The sequence below is a fragment of the Clostridium senegalense genome (assembly GCF_018916625.1).
GTDB lineage: Bacteria > Bacillota > Clostridia > Clostridiales > Clostridiaceae > Clostridium_J > Clostridium_J senegalense.
Window position 1 is genome coordinate 109483 of record NZ_JAHLNC010000007.1, and the last position, 19476, is coordinate 128958.

General features: G+C 26.9%; 13 protein-coding genes and 1 other annotated feature. Of the genes, 5 read left to right on the forward strand and 8 right to left on the reverse strand.

Going from position 1 to position 19476, the window contains the following annotated elements; genetic code table 11:
• Positions 1 to 251: 251 nt before the first annotated feature.
• Complete coding sequence (locus KQI36_RS12650) at positions 252 to 464, forward strand: hypothetical protein (protein WP_216451174.1); 213 nt, start codon at positions 252 to 254, stop codon at positions 462 to 464.
• Positions 465 to 567: 103 nt separating this feature from the next.
• Here the strand turns inward: KQI36_RS12650 and KQI36_RS12655 are convergent, their stop codons facing one another.
• The 3 genes from KQI36_RS12655 to KQI36_RS12665 form a co-directional block, all read right to left on the reverse strand.
• Positions 568 to 2283, reverse strand: a complete 1716-nt coding sequence (locus tag KQI36_RS12655) for a phospho-sugar mutase (protein ID WP_216451175.1) — start codon at positions 2281 to 2283, stop codon at positions 568 to 570.
• Positions 2284 to 2512: 229 nt separating this feature from the next.
• Entirely contained in the window at positions 2513 to 2872 is a 360-nt protein-coding gene (locus KQI36_RS12660; RefSeq protein ID WP_216451176.1) for a hypothetical protein, read from the reverse strand.
• 213 nt (positions 2873 to 3085) lie between these two features.
• On the reverse strand, positions 3086 to 7102 hold the full coding sequence (locus KQI36_RS12665; protein WP_244991588.1) for an AAA domain-containing protein: 4017 nt from the start codon (positions 7100 to 7102) through the stop codon (positions 3086 to 3088).
• A gap of 770 nt (positions 7103 to 7872) precedes the next feature.
• Here KQI36_RS12665 and KQI36_RS12670 point away from each other — a divergent pair.
• Positions 7873 to 9369 (forward strand): 4Fe-4S dicluster domain-containing protein, encoded by a 1497-nt coding sequence (locus tag KQI36_RS12670; RefSeq protein ID WP_216451177.1) that lies wholly within the window; start codon positions 7873 to 7875, stop codon positions 9367 to 9369.
• Between the two features lie 26 nt (positions 9370 to 9395).
• On the opposite strand, the gene KQI36_RS12675 is transcribed toward KQI36_RS12670, so the two are convergent.
• The 3 genes from KQI36_RS12675 to ileS form a co-directional block, all read right to left on the reverse strand.
• A complete protein-coding gene (locus KQI36_RS12675; RefSeq protein WP_010293870.1) occupies positions 9396 to 10391 on the reverse strand; it encodes a LacI family DNA-binding transcriptional regulator in 996 nt (331 codons plus the stop codon).
• Positions 10392 to 10565: 174 nt separating this feature from the next.
• Positions 10566 to 10832 (reverse strand): hypothetical protein, encoded by a 267-nt coding sequence (locus KQI36_RS12680; protein ID WP_216451178.1) that lies wholly within the window; start codon positions 10830 to 10832, stop codon positions 10566 to 10568.
• Between the two features lie 145 nt (positions 10833 to 10977).
• Entirely contained in the window at positions 10978 to 14079 is a 3102-nt protein-coding gene (gene ileS, locus KQI36_RS12685) for an isoleucine--tRNA ligase (RefSeq protein WP_216451179.1), read from the reverse strand.
• Between the two features lie 102 nt (positions 14080 to 14181).
• Positions 14182 to 14398 (reverse strand) — a binding site (T-box leader).
• A gap of 223 nt (positions 14399 to 14621) precedes the next feature.
• Between ileS and nrdG the strand changes: the two genes are divergently transcribed.
• Positions 14622 to 15134: an anaerobic ribonucleoside-triphosphate reductase activating protein gene (nrdG, locus tag KQI36_RS12690; protein ID WP_216451180.1), complete on the forward strand. Its 513-nt coding sequence runs from the start codon at positions 14622 to 14624 to the stop codon at positions 15132 to 15134.
• Positions 15135 to 15193: 59 nt separating this feature from the next.
• On the opposite strand, the gene KQI36_RS12695 is transcribed toward nrdG, so the two are convergent.
• Together KQI36_RS12695 and nrdD are read right to left on the reverse strand one after the other, a co-directional pair.
• Positions 15194 to 15832 (reverse strand): MBL fold metallo-hydrolase, encoded by a 639-nt coding sequence (locus KQI36_RS12695; protein WP_010293881.1) that lies wholly within the window; start codon positions 15830 to 15832, stop codon positions 15194 to 15196.
• A gap of 308 nt (positions 15833 to 16140) precedes the next feature.
• A complete protein-coding gene (gene nrdD / locus KQI36_RS12700; RefSeq protein ID WP_216451181.1) occupies positions 16141 to 18261 on the reverse strand; it encodes an anaerobic ribonucleoside-triphosphate reductase in 2121 nt (706 codons plus the stop codon).
• Positions 18262 to 18717: 456 nt separating this feature from the next.
• Here nrdD and KQI36_RS12705 point away from each other — a divergent pair, with 456 nt between their 5' ends.
• Both KQI36_RS12705 and KQI36_RS12710 read left to right on the forward strand, forming a co-directional pair.
• Entirely contained in the window at positions 18718 to 18915 is a 198-nt protein-coding gene (locus KQI36_RS12705; protein ID WP_010293889.1) for a cold-shock protein, read from the forward strand.
• Positions 18916 to 19271: 356 nt separating this feature from the next.
• Positions 19272 to 19448, forward strand: coding sequence for a hypothetical protein (locus KQI36_RS12710; protein ID WP_216451182.1), 177 nt, complete (start codon positions 19272 to 19274; stop codon positions 19446 to 19448).
• Positions 19449 to 19476: the final 28 nt, after the last annotated feature.

The window sequence follows — 19476 nt, forward strand, 5'->3', positions numbered from 1 at the left end:
AATCTTTTATATTGCAATTTTTTTGTTACTTTTATTCTTTTATCTGTTTTTTAATTTAATTAATTTTATTAATCTTTTATTAATTTTCTTTGAACATTTAATTAATTTGTTTTTATGTTTTTTTATCATTTTTTTATTTAATTTAATATTAATAAAAAAATATATTTTTTAATGAATATTTTCTATTGAAATTACTAATTCTATATTTGTGAAAGATTTTAATTTTAAATATGGAGGTGTTAATTTTATATATGTATGAAATTGATAGTCCTTTAAATAGTAATGATTTAAAACATCCATCTAATTTAGTAGAAAATGACCCTAATAGTGCTTCTAAATCTGCACTTAATCCAAAATTTGATTTAGATTATAAAAGAACTGTAGACTTTACTAATGCAAATGGTGAAGATATTACGTCTTTTAAACACAATGTAGTAAAAACAGGTTCTTATGACTCCCAATAACTTTTTTACAATTGCCAGTGTTTATGCTCTTTACTCTGTAATTGAGCAATTTATCTTATAAAATACCTCTAGCCCTCATTATTTATAATGAGGGCTATAATTTTTAATCAATTATTTTTTTAATTATTTTCTCAAACTTATTAATTTTATCTATACATTCTTTTTCTGATGCTCCCGTTGCAGATAAATAAAATTTAATTTTAGGCTCAGTACCGGAAGGCCTAACTACAATCCAAGAACCATCCTTTAATATAAATTTTAGTACTTTAGCTTTAGGTAAAAATAATTTTTCACATTTTTTATATTTTATAATTTCCCTTTCGCTATTTTCGTAATTTTCTAATATTTCAACTTCCATATTATTTTCTTTAACTATATAATAAAACTTATCTTTAAATTCCCTTATTATAGACTCTATCTTTTCTTTTCCTTTTATACCTTTAAATTCAAATGATAATAGTTTTTCTTTATTATACCCATATTTTTCATATATGTTTTTTAGTTGCTGATGTAATGTTAATCCTTTAAGTTTATAATACAATGTCATTTCGCAAATAATTGATAAAGCAATAACTGCATCTTTATCTCTAACAAAATCACCCATTAAGTATCCATAACTTTCCTCAAATCCTAGTAGAAAATTTTTATTTTTATTTTTCTCTATTAACTCCCCAATATATTTAAAACCTGTAAGCACTTCTAAAACATCAAATTGAAAATCGTTTTTAAACTTTTTCACCATATCCGTACTTACTATAGTTTTTACTATAATAGAATTTTTTAAAAGCTTATCCTTTTCCTTTAAACTGCTTAATATATAATAACTTAAAAGTACTCCAACTTCATTTCCTGTTAAAATTTTATAGTCACCTGTAAAGTCTTTTGCCATAACACCAATTCTATCACAATCAGGATCAGTAGCTAATATTATATCTGCATTCCTTTCTTTTGCAATTTCAATTCCTAATTTAAATACTTCAGGCTGTTCTGGATTAGGATACGGTACAGTAGGAAAATTTCCATCTGGTTTTTCCTGCTTTTTTACCACCTGAAATGTATAATTTAAATCCTTCATAATTGAAATTATAGGTTTTCTTCCTGTGCCGTGAAGTGGTGTATATACAATATTTAAATTTGTTCCATATTTTTTTATTATATCTTTTCTAATTAATATACCTTTAACCTTATTTAGGTAATTTAATATAAATTCCTCTCCTATTTCTTCTACAAGACATTCTTTTTCTGACTCAGTTTTATATAATCCTTTTATACTTTTGAATTCTTCAATAACACTAATTTCTTCAAGTATGTTCTTAGCAATATTATCTGTAACTTGAACCCCTTTGTCATCATACACCTTATATCCATTATATTCTTTAGGATTGTGAGATGCTGTTATTACTATTCCACCATTACACTTTAATTCTCTTACTGCAAAAGATAATATAGGTGTAGGTGTTAACTCTTTAAATATATATGCTTTTATACCATTGCTTGCCAATATATTAGCTGCACATATAGCAAATTCTTTGGAGTTGTTTCTAGAGTCATATGCAATAGCCACAGAAATATTATATTTATACTTTTTTATTAGGTAATTAGAAAAACCTTCTGTTGCTTTACCTACAGTATATTTGTTTAATCTATTAGTTCCACTTCCCATTATACCTCTAAGTCCACCAGTTCCAAATTCCAATTCTTTATGAAATCTATCTTCTATTTCATCTTCATCTATATTTATAAGCTCTTCTTTGCTTAATTCGTCTATAATTTCACAACTCATCCATGAATCATATCTTATTTTATAATCATTCTTCATTCATTTTCTCCTTTCTTACTTTATGCATAATCAAATAAATAATAAACTCAGTATTATCATAAATTTTTATTCGCTTATTTCTTTTTATATGACTTAAAAAACATGTGCTAATTTGAATCAAGTTTTTTACACTTAATATAAGTTATGCAAATGTATAGAATGCAAACTTTTAAATAGCACATGTCATAATATTAATATATGTAATTATATTAGAAAATTTCGTTTAATTTTATTCTTCAGTTTTCTCTTCTATTTCCTCTTCTTCATTCTTATCTTCAGATACAAATTCTAGATTATCTTCAGCTAATTTTCCACCAGTTTTTTTAAGTAAAGCGAATATTTCTTCATCATTAAGATGTTCAGAAGCTAATCTTTCTTTAAACTCTGTAAAAAGTTCTTCTTTAAAATACTCAGCATTTATTCTCGGGAAATTAGATAATGCTTCAAATCCAAATTCTTTAGCTTTATTAACGCCTTCAATATTATACTTAAAATAATATTTAGTTTCTTTTTTTAACATTTCTCCAACTTTTATTTTTTCACCACTATTATTAAACATTAAAATTAACTTTTCATATGTATTTTTCATATAACTAACTCCTTTATATATGACTTTTATATTTATTATATATAAGATAATATACTTAAACCACAATGTCTAACATTTATATATTATATATTATTCTAATATCTATTGCACAATTAATGCAATACAAACTTTCTATAACTTTTATATTTACCTTATATAAAAATCCCTTTTAAGCTATGTATAAGAAAAATGGAGACTAATTCTCCACTTTTCCTATTTCACAAACTCTTCTAGCTTATCAAGTGCAACTTCTGGATTTAAGTAAAACTCACTACTTCTTAATTTATAAAATCTCCATCCAACACGCTCTAATGTATGTTGTCTTTGCAAAGTTTCTTTCCAAGAATATTTATCACTTCTTTTTCCACCTACACACTCTACTGCTATGCGTTTTTCTGCATCTACCATAAAATCTATATTATATTTTCCAACTTTAACTTTTGGCATCACCTTAAAACTATTTTTTTCTAATTTTTTTAATACATCTTCTTCAAAGTCACTCAATATTATATTATTGCTATAATTAGCATTATTATGCTTTTTATAATTCATACAATAATCTAAAAGCTTATATCTTATACACTTTAAATTTAAATCTTCTAAATCTACAGAATGGAATAGCCACATTTGATTTCTAGCTCTACTTGCAGCTACATTAAATCTTCTAATATCAGATTCTTTTGCAAGTGTATTATATTTAACATTGTTTGCAATAACTAATGATAAGAATATAACATCTCTTTCATCACCTTGGAATGAATAAGCATCTCCACAAACAATATTTCTTTTTACCATTTCTTCCATTCCAATTCTCTCAACTAGTAAATTTTCAATAACCTCAGCTTGAGTATCTCCTAATAAAGATATGACACCTATGGTCATATTTTCATAATTCTTATCATTTATACATTCTTCTATTTTATCAACTATAGCATATGCCTCTTTTAAATTTATAGATTTTTTATCATCCCTAAATGCTTCATCTACCTTAGTAGTTTTTAATGGTTCTTTTAATGGGTTATCATTTTTACTACATCTTAATGGAATTATTTCATTGGAATATGAAATTCCATTACTAAATCCTATTATATCCTCAACACTTCTAAAATGTTCTTTTAAGACTAATCTGTTTGGAAATACTCTTAATGCAGTTGTATACAAGCTTGTTTTTAAGTCAAACCACTGTGAATCTGGTATGCCTTTTAAGTATGTTTCTATAAGTTTTTCTACGGTTTCTGCATCTTTTCCTATAGCCTCTGGGCTTATCTGTTTTTCATCTCCAACAATGACCGCTCTTTCTGCCCTCATAAGTGTTGTTAATGCTGTTATATCACTTTGACTACTTTCATCAACAATTATTACATCAAATAAATTTTCATTTACCTGTAAATTTTCTATAACTCTATTAATTGGCATTATCCATACTGGAATAACATCTTTACACTTTTCCATTTCTTTTTGAGCCATTTTTCTATATTTTATAGCTTGCGCTCCAGTTCCTTTACCAATCCTTTTTATAGATTCCATCCATGCGAAAAGACTTCTCTTTTGCGACTCAGTAGTTCTTTGTATTTGATTATACCAGCTTTGCTTACTAACAATTTCTTTTACCAGGTTATTTTCTACTATTTTTTCTTGGTGCAGATTTTTTTCTAACTTCATAATATCATTAACATGCATCATGATTATATAATCATAGAAAACCTTGTACTTAAATGCATCATGAAACTTCACAAACTCATTCTTTAAAGTATCCCCTCTTAATGCAAACATATATTTAGTAACTTTAGGACATACTTTTAACATTTTATCTCTAAGTAATATAAGTTTGTCCAATCTATATGCATTAATCCTTAAATAAGAAATCTTTTCATTATATGTCTTTATAAATCTTATATTACCTTTTTCTATATTATTTGATAATTCATCAAAAACATTATACTTTCTTAGTTCTTTTAATATATTATTTATTTCATTTTTTATAGAGTTTATATTTTTTACTGAACGTAAACTTATTAATGACTCTTTTATATAACTAAAAGTATCTTTATTATATAAATCTATTTCTTTACTAAAATGTTTTGCTTTTAATAAATTTAATATTTTATCTTTATAGTTAGAATCCCAATTTGTAACTATTTCTATATTCTGTATTACATCTTCTACTTTAACTATATAATTTCTTTCATTGATATCCAAAGTTTCTCCATTTAATTCTGTAATACCATTGTTAAAGTAATTTTTAAAGTCACGTTCTAATTCATTAAGCTTTATATACATATTTATTATTTCTACTTGTTCTTTTGATGCTATATTATTATAATTTACTTTTATATCTTCTAATATATACTTAACATTTCCATGTAATATCTTAAAAAAAGTTGTTACTTTTCCCTTTTCATTGATAACTTTATCTACAGATTTAAAATCTTTTTTGAACTTATCAAAATCTAAGTCTGATGGTAATTCTATACTGCTCTTGTTTAATTCAACTTTTAAATTTGATATCTCGCTAATTTGTTCTTTGCAATGCTTTAAAAAACTATCCCAAAACTCTCTAGAAGTATCACTGCCATGATAAACTTTCATAAGCTTTGCAATATAAGTGTCTTCTATTTCACATAAAGTTTTATAACCCTCATCTAATAAATTAATTAAATGACTATTATTATAGCTAGTTATATCTTTATCACTCCAATTAGCTAAAACTTTATTATGATGTTCTATATTAACTACTTCTTTTATATACTGAGTCATAAGTTTTATTACAATTTCTAAGTTAGGAAGTTTTGAAATATTTCCTTTTATACCTTCGTAAAACTCTAAATCACTATTATCAAAAGTTTCTAAAAGTTGTATAACGTTATTTAACTCATCCTCATTTATTGGAGGATGATCTTTTATGCAAAGATTATCATCAATATAATTTAAATCCTCATGTTCTCTAATATATTGAGCCATATCCATTAAAGTATATTTATCACCATTATATTCAATGGTTAAGTTTTCATTTTCTTCTATTTTCTTTAACTCTTCATATATTGCATCTTGATTAGCCCTACACTCTTTCAATTTATATCTTAAAAACTTAAATTGTTTTTTTAACTCCAATGTATCTAAAGATAAATTTTCTGTTATTTTCCTTACAGAATTATCAAGTTCATCCATAGCTTTAGCATCATCACCTAAAATACTCATACATAATGACCTTATTTCATTAGGAATTTTATTGTTTAAAACCCTAAGAGCTCTATCAGTTTGGCTTGTTACTAATACCCTTTTTCCATGAGCTAATAAATGACAAATTAAATTTACTATAGTATGACTTTTTCCTGTTCCCGGAGGACCTTGAACTACAACCCCAAAGTTCTCTGAAATCCTTTTTACAATATCTTTTTGTTCCTCATTATACGGTAGTGGGAATAGCAAATCTTCTCCTAATTCACTCCATTTTTCAGTAGCTAAATCATCTTCCTTTAATTCTTCATTTTTTACCAAAGCCTCTATAGTCTTAGGTATTATACCACCATTTTTTATATGTTCAATCATAGAATTTAATTCTACATTCCAAAGTCTTGTATCAACTTTTCTAAAAATAATAATCGGTTCATTGTAAAAGAATAATCCTTCTTTATAATTTATATCTAAAAGAGAAGTAAACTTACCATAATTACCATCAAAATCTATTTTAAGAGAATCTGATATATACTTTATACCCTTTATAACATCGTCATCACTTTTTACGTCAATCCCTAGGTTTTTTAATTCTACTGAATTCTTAATTACATTTTCAAGTGATATATTATTTATGTCAGTTAAAAAATCAAGTTCAGCATTAGCAATATTATTATATGGCTTTAAAGTGAATTTACTATTTTTTTCATCAAAATTTAATGTCATTTTTGTAGTTAGTATAGGGTGATTCACATTAACATCATCAATATTTCCTACAAGTAATCCGTGACCATAAACTATTTCTAAATTCTCACCATTTTTCTGTAATTTTAAATATATTTTAGAAAATTTATCATATAATTCTTTGTTAATTTTTTCTATTTCAACCCAATTTTCATCAACTTCACTATTTAACTTAACTCCTAATAAATCTGATAAACTAGACTCAAAAAATATTTCTTCATATTCATTTACATTTCTTATTTTTTTATCATTAATATTTTTCACACTAAGAAGATATGTAAATATTTGCTCTACTTTTTTATTTATATCCAAATTTTACCCCTCCATATTTTTATATTAACTTATCATAAATTTTCCTATTATTTATATTTTCAGTTACATTACAAAATTTAACTTAGAGTTTCAATTTTTTTATTAAGTAATATTTTTCAGGTTAAATGAAAATATATAGTGATTGTTTTTTATGGTGATTAATTATTTTTTATCAAAAAACTTAATTTTGAAGCCTAACTTTTTATTTTGAAAATTGCTTTTAGATATCTTATTATTGTTTAACTCTTATCCCTTATTATAGTTTATACTAGTATTTTACACAATAAATTACTTTTTCCATATATAAATATGGATAGCCTTATTAATAGTACTTTATAAACACTAATTTTTTATCTTATTTTGTTATTTTTTAGTTCTTTTTAGGAATTTGTTTGTTTTTAATATAAATATATTTTACATTATGTATTTTTTTTACAATTACTTAGTTTATACTAAACCTTTCTGAAAAATGTTCTAAATAATTCATATTTTTTTAATTTTTGCAAGTTAAGTTGGATATTTTTTTAACATTTTGTAGTATAATAATATTGCAACGTAAACATTTACTATATATATTAAATTTTTTCTATAAACAACCATTGGACAGTACATATATTACTTAAAACGTTATTAATTTTTAAATGATATTTTAACAATTAAATTTTATTATTTATTACATAATTTAATTGACATAACTATTTTTTACTGAAAGGTATTTTATTTACCTCACTTTACAACTTAAAATTATATGAATTAAAGGGGATGCTCATATGTTTATATTTGAAACACAGTTAAAAAAAGTTAAACACAATGTTTTAAAGAGTGTTGCAATTTTAGCTAAAGAAGATAGACTAACGACAGAAGAATTAAGTAAAATTCATGAAACTATAGTGGATGAAGATAAACCACAATATAGATGTTGTGTTTATAAAGAAAGAGTAATCGTTGGTCAACGTGCTAAACTAGCAGCTGGATACTTACCTAAAGGAGATGATATGAATCATCTTGAAGATATAAAAAACAGAGATCAAGTTATATATGTTGTTGAAGCCGCTTGTGACAAATGTCCAATAAATAAATATACAGTTACTGAAGCATGTAGAGGCTGCGTTGCACATAAATGCATGGAAGTTTGTCCAACTAAAGCAATGGTACGAGTTAACGGAAAAGCTTTTATAAACCAAGAACTTTGCAAAGAATGTGGATTATGCAAAAAACAATGTCCATACCATGCTATTTCTGAAGTTCTAAGACCTTGTAAAGTTGTATGTCCTACTGGTGCTCTTTCAGTAGCGGAGGATAGACGAGCTTTGATTAAAGAAGAACTTTGTATTGAATGTGGTGCATGTATGAAAGCTTGCCCTTTTGGTGCAATCTCTGATAAAAGCTTGATTGAACCTGTAGCAAGAAGACTTGCAAACAAAGAAAATCTTTATGCTGTAGTTGCACCTGCAATTGCTGGTCAATTCGGACCTAATGTAACTTTAGGACAAATTAAAGCTGCACTTATTAATGTAGGGTTTAAAGATATGTATGAAGCTGCTTGTGGTGCAGATATCGTAACAATAAATGAAAGTAATGAATTTGTTCATAGAATGAACAATGGTAGCAAGTATATGACTAATTCTTGTTGTCCAGCTTTCTTAACTTATATAAATAAAAAGTTTCCTAAAGAATCTATGAATATATCATCAACAGTTTCACCTATGATAGCTACAGGAAAGTATATAAAATCTATAGACCCTGAAGCTAAAGTAGTTTTTATTGGACCTTGTACAGCAAAAAAAGCAGAAATGCGTAGAGATGATGTTAAAGACATAATAGATTATGTTTTAACTTTTGAAGAAATTTCTGCTCTCTTAGATGCTTTTAATATGGATCCTGAGAACTGTGAAACTCTACCAGCTGATGATGCTTCAATTTACGGCCGTGGCTTTGCAGCTGGTGGTGGATTAACTTCTGCTATTGAAAATTATATAAAAACTGAAAGTATCGATATTCAATTTAAACCAATAAAAGTAAGTGGACCTTTTGATATAAAGAAAACTATGACTATGGCTAGTATAGGTAGACTTCAAGGCAATTTCATAGAAGGCATGATGTGCGAAGGTGGTTGCGTTGGTGGTGCTGCTACTGTATTACCTCCACTTTCTACTAGAGCAACTTTTGCTAAAGAAAATGCAAAATCTACACATAAAGCAGTAATTGATAATCCTAAAATTGATGATTATAAAGATTTAGATTTAGAAAGAGATTTATCTGAATAAAAAAAAGAGGCTTTGCCTCTTTTTTTTTATTTGCATGAGTTTCTTTCAACTATTTCATATGGTAAAACAAATTCTTTAGTATCAATTTCATCTTTATTTAAAATTTTAATTAAAGCTCTCATACTTAAAGAACCCATATCATATAGTGGTTGAGATACTGTTGTTAAAGTTGGATAATACATAGCTGCTAAATCTGTATCATTAAATCCCATAACACTTACTTCATCTGGCACCTTTATATTTTTTTCCCTTAGCGCATTTATAGCACCGACTGCAACCTCATCACTGCTACAAAAAATAGCATCAAAAGAATGTTTACTTAATATTTCATTTGTACCTTTAAATCCTTCTTGCGCATTCAAGGATGAAAAATATACTAAATTATCATCATACTCTAGATTTTCTTCAACAGCTTTTTTATATCCTTCAAAAAATTGTTTGTAATTTCCTCCATACATTTCAGGGAAAAATCCAATATAAGCTATTTTTTTATTACCTTTTTCTATAAGATATTTTGTTGCATCATATGCAGCTTGAAATATATCTATAGTTACACTTGGATATTTTTTTTGAGAGTCCTCTGTTCCGACAGTTACTACAGGTATTTCTAGTTCATTTATAAAGTCTTCTACTTCTTTTACAAGAGCATTTCCCATATATAATATACCGTCCACCATTTTCTCTTTTAACATTCTAAAACTGTCTTTTTCTTTTTCTATATCCAAATCTGTATTACATAACATTATATTGTAGTTATATATATTAGCAACATCTTCTGCTCCCCTAACAACTTCTGGGAAAATATCACTTGCTATATCTGGAATTATGATCCCTATAGTACTGGATTTATGAGTCTTTAAGCTCCTAGCTAAGATGTTAGGTCTATAGCCTAATTTATCTATAGCATCTAGCACTTTTTTCTTAGTATCCTCATTAACCACATTTATACCATTTAATACTCTAGAAACAGTTGCTATTGATACTCCCGCTTCTTTAGCTACATCTTTTATTGAAGCCGCCACATTAATCACTCCTATTATAAATTAAACTTACTATCTATAGTAAGTTATACTTGTGCAATTTACAATAGTTTTTCCCTATAAATTAAAATATATGTTATAAATCAACAATATGTTTGTATTCTTTTAAATATAAATTAAATTTTCTAACAATTAACCTTGTTTTTGTTGGAACATTCACAGAATTTCCAACATTTTTATACAAATGTAATAATCAAAAAATATTAATAACAATGGTATGAATATTAACTTTAAAGATTCTTTCACTATAACTTTTTTATTATTTAATTTAATAATTTTGCCTTCATCTAAATTTTCATTTTCCTCTAAGTTTATTTCAATAATTTTACCATTAATATTATTTCTCCCAAATACAAAAAACATAATTATTATAGGTAAGTTAAATAAAACTATTATATAAAATATATTTTTATCCCAAGCCATAAAATCCTCCTAAATAGAATAAATTTAATATTAATATATTTTATTTTTAACTCCTATATTCTATATATTTTATACTAACTTAAAATTTAAAGGAGAGTATCTCCTAAAATAATAAATATTATTTTAAATACTCTCCTAAAATATACTATAGTTTTTCAACTGTAAGTTTTAAATTTTCTCCATTAACTTTAACTTCTTGATAGTTTGCATTTCCACCATAAACAATCTCTACTGCAAGAGTATCCTTTGCTATTTGTTCTTCAAACTTCTTAATTATATTCTCTAACATTTCATTTCCTGTAACATAGATATTAATTTTATCTGCAACTTCAAAACCATTTTCTTTTCTCATGTTTTGAATTTTGCTTAATATTTCTCTTACATGACCTTCTTCCCTAAGTTCTTGAGTAATTGTAGTATCTAAAACTACTCCCATTTCACCTTCACCAGCAAATGCATATCCCTCAAGACCTTGCATTGTTATTAATAATTTTTCACTATTTAATTCTATATCAGTTCCATTAACTTCTATATTTACAGTGTTTCCATTATTTATAGTTTGTGCAAGCTCCATTTGGTTCATTTCGCCAATAGCTTTTCTTATTCCTGGTATTAATTTACCATAAGCCTTTCCTAGTACAGGAAGATTTGGTTTTATTTCAAAGTTAACATATTTAGAAAGGTCTGCACCTAGCTCTACTTCTTTTATATTAAGCTCATCTTTAACTATATCTCCATAATACTCTGGAAGAGACTTTGCAGAAACTAACATTTTACCAAGTGGCTGTCTATTCTTTATGTTAGCTCCATTTCTTGCACTTCTTCCAAGCTTAACTATTGTATATGCTCTATCCATATCTTCTTCTAAGTTAGCATCTACTAATTCAGCTTTGTATTCTGGCCATTTACATAAGTGAACACTTTCTGGTGCATTTTTATCAAATGCAACTACTAAGTTTTGATAGATTTCCTCAGTTACAAATGGTATAAATGGAGAAGCAATCTTAGCTAAAGTAGTTAACACTCTATAAAGTGTCATATATGCTCCTATTTTATCTTCTGTTAACTCTTCAACCCAGTATCTAGATCTATTTCTTCTTACATACCAATTTGAAAGTTCATCAACAAATTCTTCAAGCTCTTTAGCACCTTGTGTTATTCTATAATTTTCTAAATGTTCATCAGTAGATTTAATTAGTGAATTTAGCTTAGACATCATCCATTTGTCCATTACATTTTCAGATACAAAATCTTCATATTTAGTTGGATCAAATTTATCTAACTCAGCATATAGAATATAGAAAGAGTATACATTCCATAATGTGCCTATGAATTTTCTTTGAGCTTCTATAACTGCCTCTTCATAGAATCTTGATGGTAACCATGGTGCACTAGCAGTGTAGAAATACCATCTTAACGCATCTGCTCCTTGATTTTCTAATACAGTAAATGGACTTAATACATTTCCTTTATGTTTAGACATTTTTAATCCATCTCTATCTAAAACGTGTCCAAGTACTATACAATTTTCAAATGGATTCTTTTCAAATACTACTGTTGATATTGCAAGTAATGTATAGAACCATCCTCTTGTTTGGTCAACAGCTTCTGAAATAAATTGTGCTGGGAAGTTTTGTTCAAATAATTCTTTATTTTCAAATGGATAGTGGTGTTGAGCAAATGGCATTGAACCTGAGTCAAACCAACAATCTATAACTTCTTCTACTCTTGTCATTTCTTTAGAACAATGAGGACAATTTAAATGCACATTATCGATATATGGCTTATGAAGTTCTATATCTTCTGGAACATTTATTCCCTTTTCCTTAAGCTCTGCAATGCTTCCTATCATTTCTCTATGTCCACATTCACATTCCCATATTGGAAGTGGAGTTCCCCAATATCTATTTCTTGAAATTCCCCAGTCGATAACACCTTCTAAGAAATTTCCCATTCTTCCTGTTCTAATATTATCTGGCATCCAGTTTATTTTATTGTTGTTTTCTACTAGCTTATCTCTAACAGCTGTCATTTTTACAAACCAGCTATCTCTTGGATAATAAAGAAGTGGAGTATCACATCTCCAACAATGTGGATATGAGTGTAAGAATTTTTCACTCTTATAAAGTTTTCCCTCTTCTTTTAACGCACTAATTATTTTCTCATCTGCTTTTTTTACAAATATTCCAGCCCAAGGAGTTACTTTATCTACAAATTTACCTTCTGCATCAACTAAATTAATCATAGGCAATCCATATAACTGACCTATTTTACTATCGTCATCACCATATGCAGGTGCTATATGAACTATACCAGTACCATCTGTTAATGTTACATAATCTCCATGAACAATATAGAATGCTTTTTCATTTGGAGTTTCAAATGTGAACATTTGCTCATATTCTTTACCTAAAAGCTCTTCACCTTTAAATTCTCTAACTATTTCATATTCACCTTGTAATTTTCCTAGTAATGATTTAGATAATATTATGTGTTCTTCTTCTTGAACAACTTCTACATAATCGTATTTTTTATTAACAGCTAAAGCAACGTTACTTGGTAATGTCCAAGGTGTTGTTGTCCAAACTAAAACATACTTATCCTCATTTTTAAGTTTAAATTTAACATATACAGAACTGTCTTTTACATCTTTATATCCTTGTGCAACTTCATGTGAAGATAGTGTAGTTCCACATCTAGGACAATATGGCATTATTTTGAACCCTTTGTATATTAACTCTTTATCCCACATTTGTTTTAATGCCCACCAAACAGACTCTATATAATTGTTATGGAAAGTTACATAAGGAGTATCCATGTCTACCCAATAAGCTAATCTTTCAGACATTTGTCTCCACATTTCAACATATGTAAAAACACTTTCCTTGCACTGTTTAACGAAGTCTTCTACCCCGTATTTTTCTATTTGTGGTTTTCCTGATATCCCAAGTTTTTTCTCTATTTCAAGTTCAACTGGAAGTCCATGGGTATCCCATCCAGCTTTTCTTAAAACTTTATATCCCTTCATAACTTTATATCTTGGAATTATATCCTTCATAACTCTTGTTAAAACGTGACCTACATGTGGTTTTCCGTTTGCTGTTGGAGGTCCATCATAAAAAGTGAAATACTCTCCATCTTCATTTGAATCAAAGTTCTTTTGAATTACATTTTTTTCTTCCCAAAGTTTTAATACATCTTTTTCTAAATCCATAAAACTTTTAGAAGCATCGATTTTCTTATACATATTGTTAGCTCCTTTCCTATACCTAATTTTATATAGTAAAACATAGAAGTTATACTTACATACTGATTTATATTAAATTTAAAAATAAAAAAACTCCGCCCTAAATAGGACGAAGATAACTTCGGTATACCACCTATGGTAAGATAATTCAAGTACAATTTAATACTCTATTCTTTAACGCAGAAATACGGATAAACTTACTAAAATTCAGCTTTCAGCTCCTAGGTGATTTTCATTTACCCATCACTGCAAGGTTCACACCATCCCTCGCTCTCTTTAAGTTACATGATAAAATACTTTTCCTATTCGTAGCTTTTTAAAAAGAAATTTTCAATTTTAAATAAATTATAGTACAGTACTTTTTTATTGTCAATCACATAAAACTCATATTAATAAAAAACTTAATGTTAATTTAAACTATACCTAATATTATGTAGATAATTATACATTTTTATACACAAAATAAGAGTATTTTTATATCGTTAATATTATAGTATACTTAGTATTATACTAAGTATTACATAAGTTAGGAGTCGTTTATCATGGAAGAAAAAGTTAATTTAGCTGGTATCATACATGAAAGTTTAAATAATGGTCCTGGTATTAGACGTGTTCTATTTGCTCAAGGTTGTAAACATAACTGTAAGGAATGCTTCAACCCACATACTCATGGTTTTGGTTGTGGAACAGACTATAAGCTAGATACTATAGTTGAAGACATAAATAGAAACCCACTTATAAGTGGTGTAACATTTAGTGGCGGTGACCCCTTAGAACAAGCAAATGCTTTTGCTAAGATTGCTAAGGAAATAAAAAAAACTAATAAAAATGTTTGGTGTTATACAGGGTATACATTTGAGCATATTGTGAAAAATTTCGAAAAAAATCCTGATTGGAATGAACTACTTAATAATATTGATGTTTTAGTTGATGGAAAATTTGATGAGTCAAAGAAAGATGACGATTTAAAATATAGAGGTTCCAGCAATCAAAGAATAATAAATGTAAAAGAAAGTTTAAATAAAAATAAAGTAGTAGAGCTTAAATTAGATTAATATAAACCTCTACTACAGTTTTTTTGACTAGTAATCTATTTTTTCTGTTAAATTACTATCTAAGAGAGTGTTAACACTAGCACTTTCTTTTTATTTTCTTCTATATATTCCTCAACATTTATTGAACAATCATTAACCTTTTCTCCAATTTTCATATGTGTTAAAAAATTTTCTACTCCATCTAATTCAAAAGTTAATTGTGGAGTCTTGTAATGCATAGGTATAGTTATTTTACTATTTATCATTTTTGATAATTTAGCACCTTCTTTTCCACCTAATGTATAGTTATCACCAACTGGAATTAAAAGCACATCTACATCTCCTATAAGATCTATATCTTCCGCTGTTAATAAATGTCCTAAATCACCTAGATGACAAATTTTTATTCCATCACACTCTATTTTGAAAATAGTATTTTCTCCACGTTTTGCACCTTTAACTTCATCATGAAATGATGGAAAACCTTGTATTGATACACCTTTAAAATCAAAGGACTTTGGTGTACGCACTATTTCTGAGTAATCACTAAAAAACTTAGTATAGTTATGATCAAAATGCTCATGACTTACAGTTACAATATCAACCTTTCCTTTATAAATAGGATACCCTACAGTTTCATCAAAGGGATCTGTAATAATTTTAATTCCATTATTTGTTTCAATTAAAAAACACGCATGCCCTAACCATGTTAAATTCATAAAAAAACCTCCAAAACATAATATATTCTTTAATTATATTCTATCAAAATATAGTTTCCTTAACTAATCTTATAATTATGCTATCCTGTAAAGATTGTAAAAATATCCTTTTACATTTATAAGGTTATAGAAATTTCCTTTTTCTATTATATTATCATTTAACCTATATTATTATAACCTCTTATAAATTTTTATTTATTATATGTCTCTGTACAATAACCAACTTTAAAATTAAATAAAAAAGGTATTACAAAACTAACTTTCTTTTAGTTAGTTTTGTAACACCCTTACTTAATTATAAAATTTTATTATTCCTCTATTGCATAGATTTTTTTATGATTTTCTGTATGCGATAGTCTATCTTCTCTTTCATGGTATTTTCCTGGACCAAATCTTTCATCTAAGCTTAAGTATCCAGTTACTCTTGATACACCTTGGATGTTTGAACTTCCACAAGTTGGGCATTCAAATTTATCTGGTTTTAAGTACGTACCACAATCTCTACAATATTTAATATGGAAATTTATACCTATATAACTTATGTTACTGTTATTATAAGCATACTTAATAATATCCTCAACAACTTCTGGTGATGGATAATCGTCAACTTCTAAATAACTTATATGACCTGAGTTACAAAGCTTGTGATATGGAGCTTCTATTTGGATTTTATCTATTATTGATATTGGGAACCCTACTGGTATATGATAACTATTTGTATAGTAATCTTTATCCGTTACCCCTTTTACTTCTCCAAATACTTTCTTATCTTGTAATATAAATTTACCACTTAAACCTTCTGCTGGTGTTGCATAACATCCCCAGTTTAGACTAGTTTCTTTAGTTAATTTGTCTGTAAAGGCCCTCATAAATGTTATAATTTCTTCGCCAAGCTTTCTTGACTCTTCACACTCACCATGATGCTTTCCTGTAAGGGCTATTAAAGTTTCAGCAAGTCCTATAAATCCTATTGCAAAACTGCCTTGTTTTAAAATAGGTTCTATAGAATCATCGGATCCTAATCCCTCTGACCCTTTTAAAAGTCCTTGTCCTGCAACAAATGGTAAATCTTTAATTCTTAAATTTTTTAATACATTATATCTATGCATTAATGATTCACTTGCCTGTTCTAATCTAGTTTCTAATAAAGAAAAGAATTTTTCTTTATCACCTTTAGCAAGAATACCTACTCTTGGAAGATTTATAGTTGTTGGTGCTATATTCCCTCTTCCTTTAGTTCCTGGTTCTCCATTACAATTACTCATAAGGTATGTTCTACATCCCATTGTTGCTGGCATATATCCTTTATCGTAATATTCCTTATTAAAATCTGCATCTATATTCATAAATGTTGGATTCATTCTTTTACTAGCTACTCTACAAGCTAATTTAAATAAGTAGTAATATGGATCATTGGGCTCCTTATTTATACCTGTTTTAACTCTAAATATTATATTAGGGAAAATAGGTTGTTCTCCTTTACCTAATCCTTTTTCATATTCAATTAAAAACTTTTCACATATAAGTGCCGCATCCTTATTATTAGGTGTTCCAATATTTATTGATGAAAAAGGAACTTGCGAACCTGCTCTAGAATGCATTGTATTTAAATTATATACAATCCCTTGCATAGATTGTTCAATCATTCTATTAACTTTTTTCTCTACTGCTACTTCTATGTTTTCTTTTGGTATTCCTAATTCTTCAAATTCTTTTCTTAATTCTTCTCTTGTTGGTTCTACAAATACAGATAAGTCATTATCAAAATCTGGATGTGATTGTCCTCCAAACATATCATTTTGAGTTGATTGAAGTAATATACAAGACAGCTCTGCTGCTGAGTCTATACGTTTAGCTTTTCTTAGATATCCATAACCTGTATTAAAACCTCTCTCTAATACCTCTTTAGTTGGTATATGTAGACAGTTTACTGTTAAGTTATAACTATCTAAATCATGATAATATAGATCTCCATTTTCGTGGGCTTTAGATAAATGCTTTGGCATTGTTGATAAATTAAACCATTTATTTGATTCACTTGCTATTCTAAGAAGTTTCGAACTAAAGTTGTTTCCAACATTTGCATTATCTCTATCTGTTTCTACACCTATTTGTTCAATTGCCTTCATTAAATCTGATTTAATTTCTCTTAATCTAGTTCTTTCTTTTCTATAGTTAGCATAAGCTACACCTATAGGCTTATGCCCGTTTTCTAATAATGTTTCTTGAACCATATTCTGTACTTGTTCTACAGTAAGTTCTTCTACATTTAACTTTTCAATTCGTTTAATTATCTTTTGAGTTAATTCTATTTTTTCGCTTTCAAGTAGATTATATGAAATTTCATCTGCCGCACCTTTAATTGCATTTGTTATTTTAACAGAATTAAATTCAGCTCTTCTACCATCTCTTTTTACAACATATAGCATAAACTACCCCCTCAAACACGATATATTGCACTCGGTCTATTATACTCTAGTAAAATATTTATATCAATTAGCGAATGTGTATAGAAAAATGACTTAAAACTTAAAATTCTTATCTTAATGTATTCTTATTTCCTTTTTCACTTATGTAGTGAAATTGACATGTTTTTTTTTTGGCTTTATATTATAATTTTTTATATATTAAATTATGTGCTTAATTATTAACCTTATTTATTATTTTCAAATTATTTCGCTTATTTTAATATATTGAATATAAACCTTGTATAGTACCATACATACTATTTTTTATAATTTAATATAAAATTCTATAAATCAATTTTCATATTAAATTATAAAAAAATATTAAATTTAAATATTTATAGTATAAAAATTTATAAATAGTAAAAACTAGTATCAAATTTAAATTTTATGAATTTGTTTTATTTAGGAGGAATTTTTATGATAGGTACTGTAAAATGGTTTAATGCCGAAAAAGGATTTGGATTTTTATCTGTAGAAGGTGAAGAAGACGTTTTTGTTCATTTTTCATCTATAAAAGATGATGGATATAAATCCTTAGAAGAAGGACAAAAAGTAGAATTTGATGTAGTTGAAGGTGAAAAAGGACCTCAAGCTACAAATGTTTGTAAATTATAATTTTTGATCCTATTCATGATAATTTTTCTAAATTTAAGGTTATCATGATTTTAATAAATGCTTAAACTATAATAAAAAACTTTAACCTGTAAATTATTTTATTTACAGGTTATTGCTATTAATAAGTACTAATCATATTTGTTTTTATACCTCTAATGAATACTACAATTAATATTTGTTTAAAATATTAATAAATCTATATTTATAAATTAAACCTATTCATTCGTCAAACAAAAAAATCTAAGATTAATATAGGAAAACAAGCTTCAACTTAAATTTATTTAATAACTTTGTTTACTGCTAGTTAAAATTTAAATTTTAAAATAAGCAAAATTTACATAAAAGAGGTGTTTTTATTGTTTGGTAAAATTATAGACTTAAATAGCACTGACGCTTTTGTTGAAATTTCTAATAGCTTTATAATAAATATTCCAATTAATTCATTACCATTAAACTCTAATGTAGGTGATAGTGTAAACTTATCTACATTACATAATAAAAAAGATACACTAAACATATCTAACTTTTTTTAGTATAACAAAAGTAAACACTATTAATTTT

Bases quoted from the DNA above. Each gene is read 5' to 3' on its own strand.
- KQI36_RS12650 (WP_216451174.1), top strand. From the start codon at position 252: ATGTATGAAATTGATAGTCCTTTAAATAGTAATGATTTAAAACATCCA.
- KQI36_RS12655 (WP_216451175.1), bottom strand. From the start codon at position 2,283: ATGAAGAATGATTATAAAATAAGATATGATTCATGGATGAGTTGTGAA.
- KQI36_RS12660 (WP_216451176.1), bottom strand. From the start codon at position 2,872: ATGAAAAATACATATGAAAAGTTAATTTTAATGTTTAATAATAGTGGT.
- KQI36_RS12670 (WP_216451177.1), top strand. From the start codon at position 7,873: ATGTTTATATTTGAAACACAGTTAAAAAAAGTTAAACACAATGTTTTA.
- KQI36_RS12680 (WP_216451178.1), bottom strand. From the start codon at position 10,832: ATGGCTTGGGATAAAAATATATTTTATATAATAGTTTTATTTAACTTA.
- ileS (WP_216451179.1), bottom strand. From the start codon at position 14,079: ATGTATAAGAAAATCGATGCTTCTAAAAGTTTTATGGATTTAGAAAAA.
- nrdG (WP_216451180.1), top strand. From the start codon at position 14,622: ATGGAAGAAAAAGTTAATTTAGCTGGTATCATACATGAAAGTTTAAAT.
- KQI36_RS12695 (WP_010293881.1), bottom strand. From the start codon at position 15,832: ATGAATTTAACATGGTTAGGGCATGCGTGTTTTTTAATTGAAACAAAT.
- nrdD (WP_216451181.1), bottom strand. From the start codon at position 18,261: ATGCTATATGTTGTAAAAAGAGATGGTAGAAGAGCTGAATTTAATTCT.
- KQI36_RS12705 (WP_010293889.1), top strand. From the start codon at position 18,718: ATGATAGGTACTGTAAAATGGTTTAATGCCGAAAAAGGATTTGGATTT.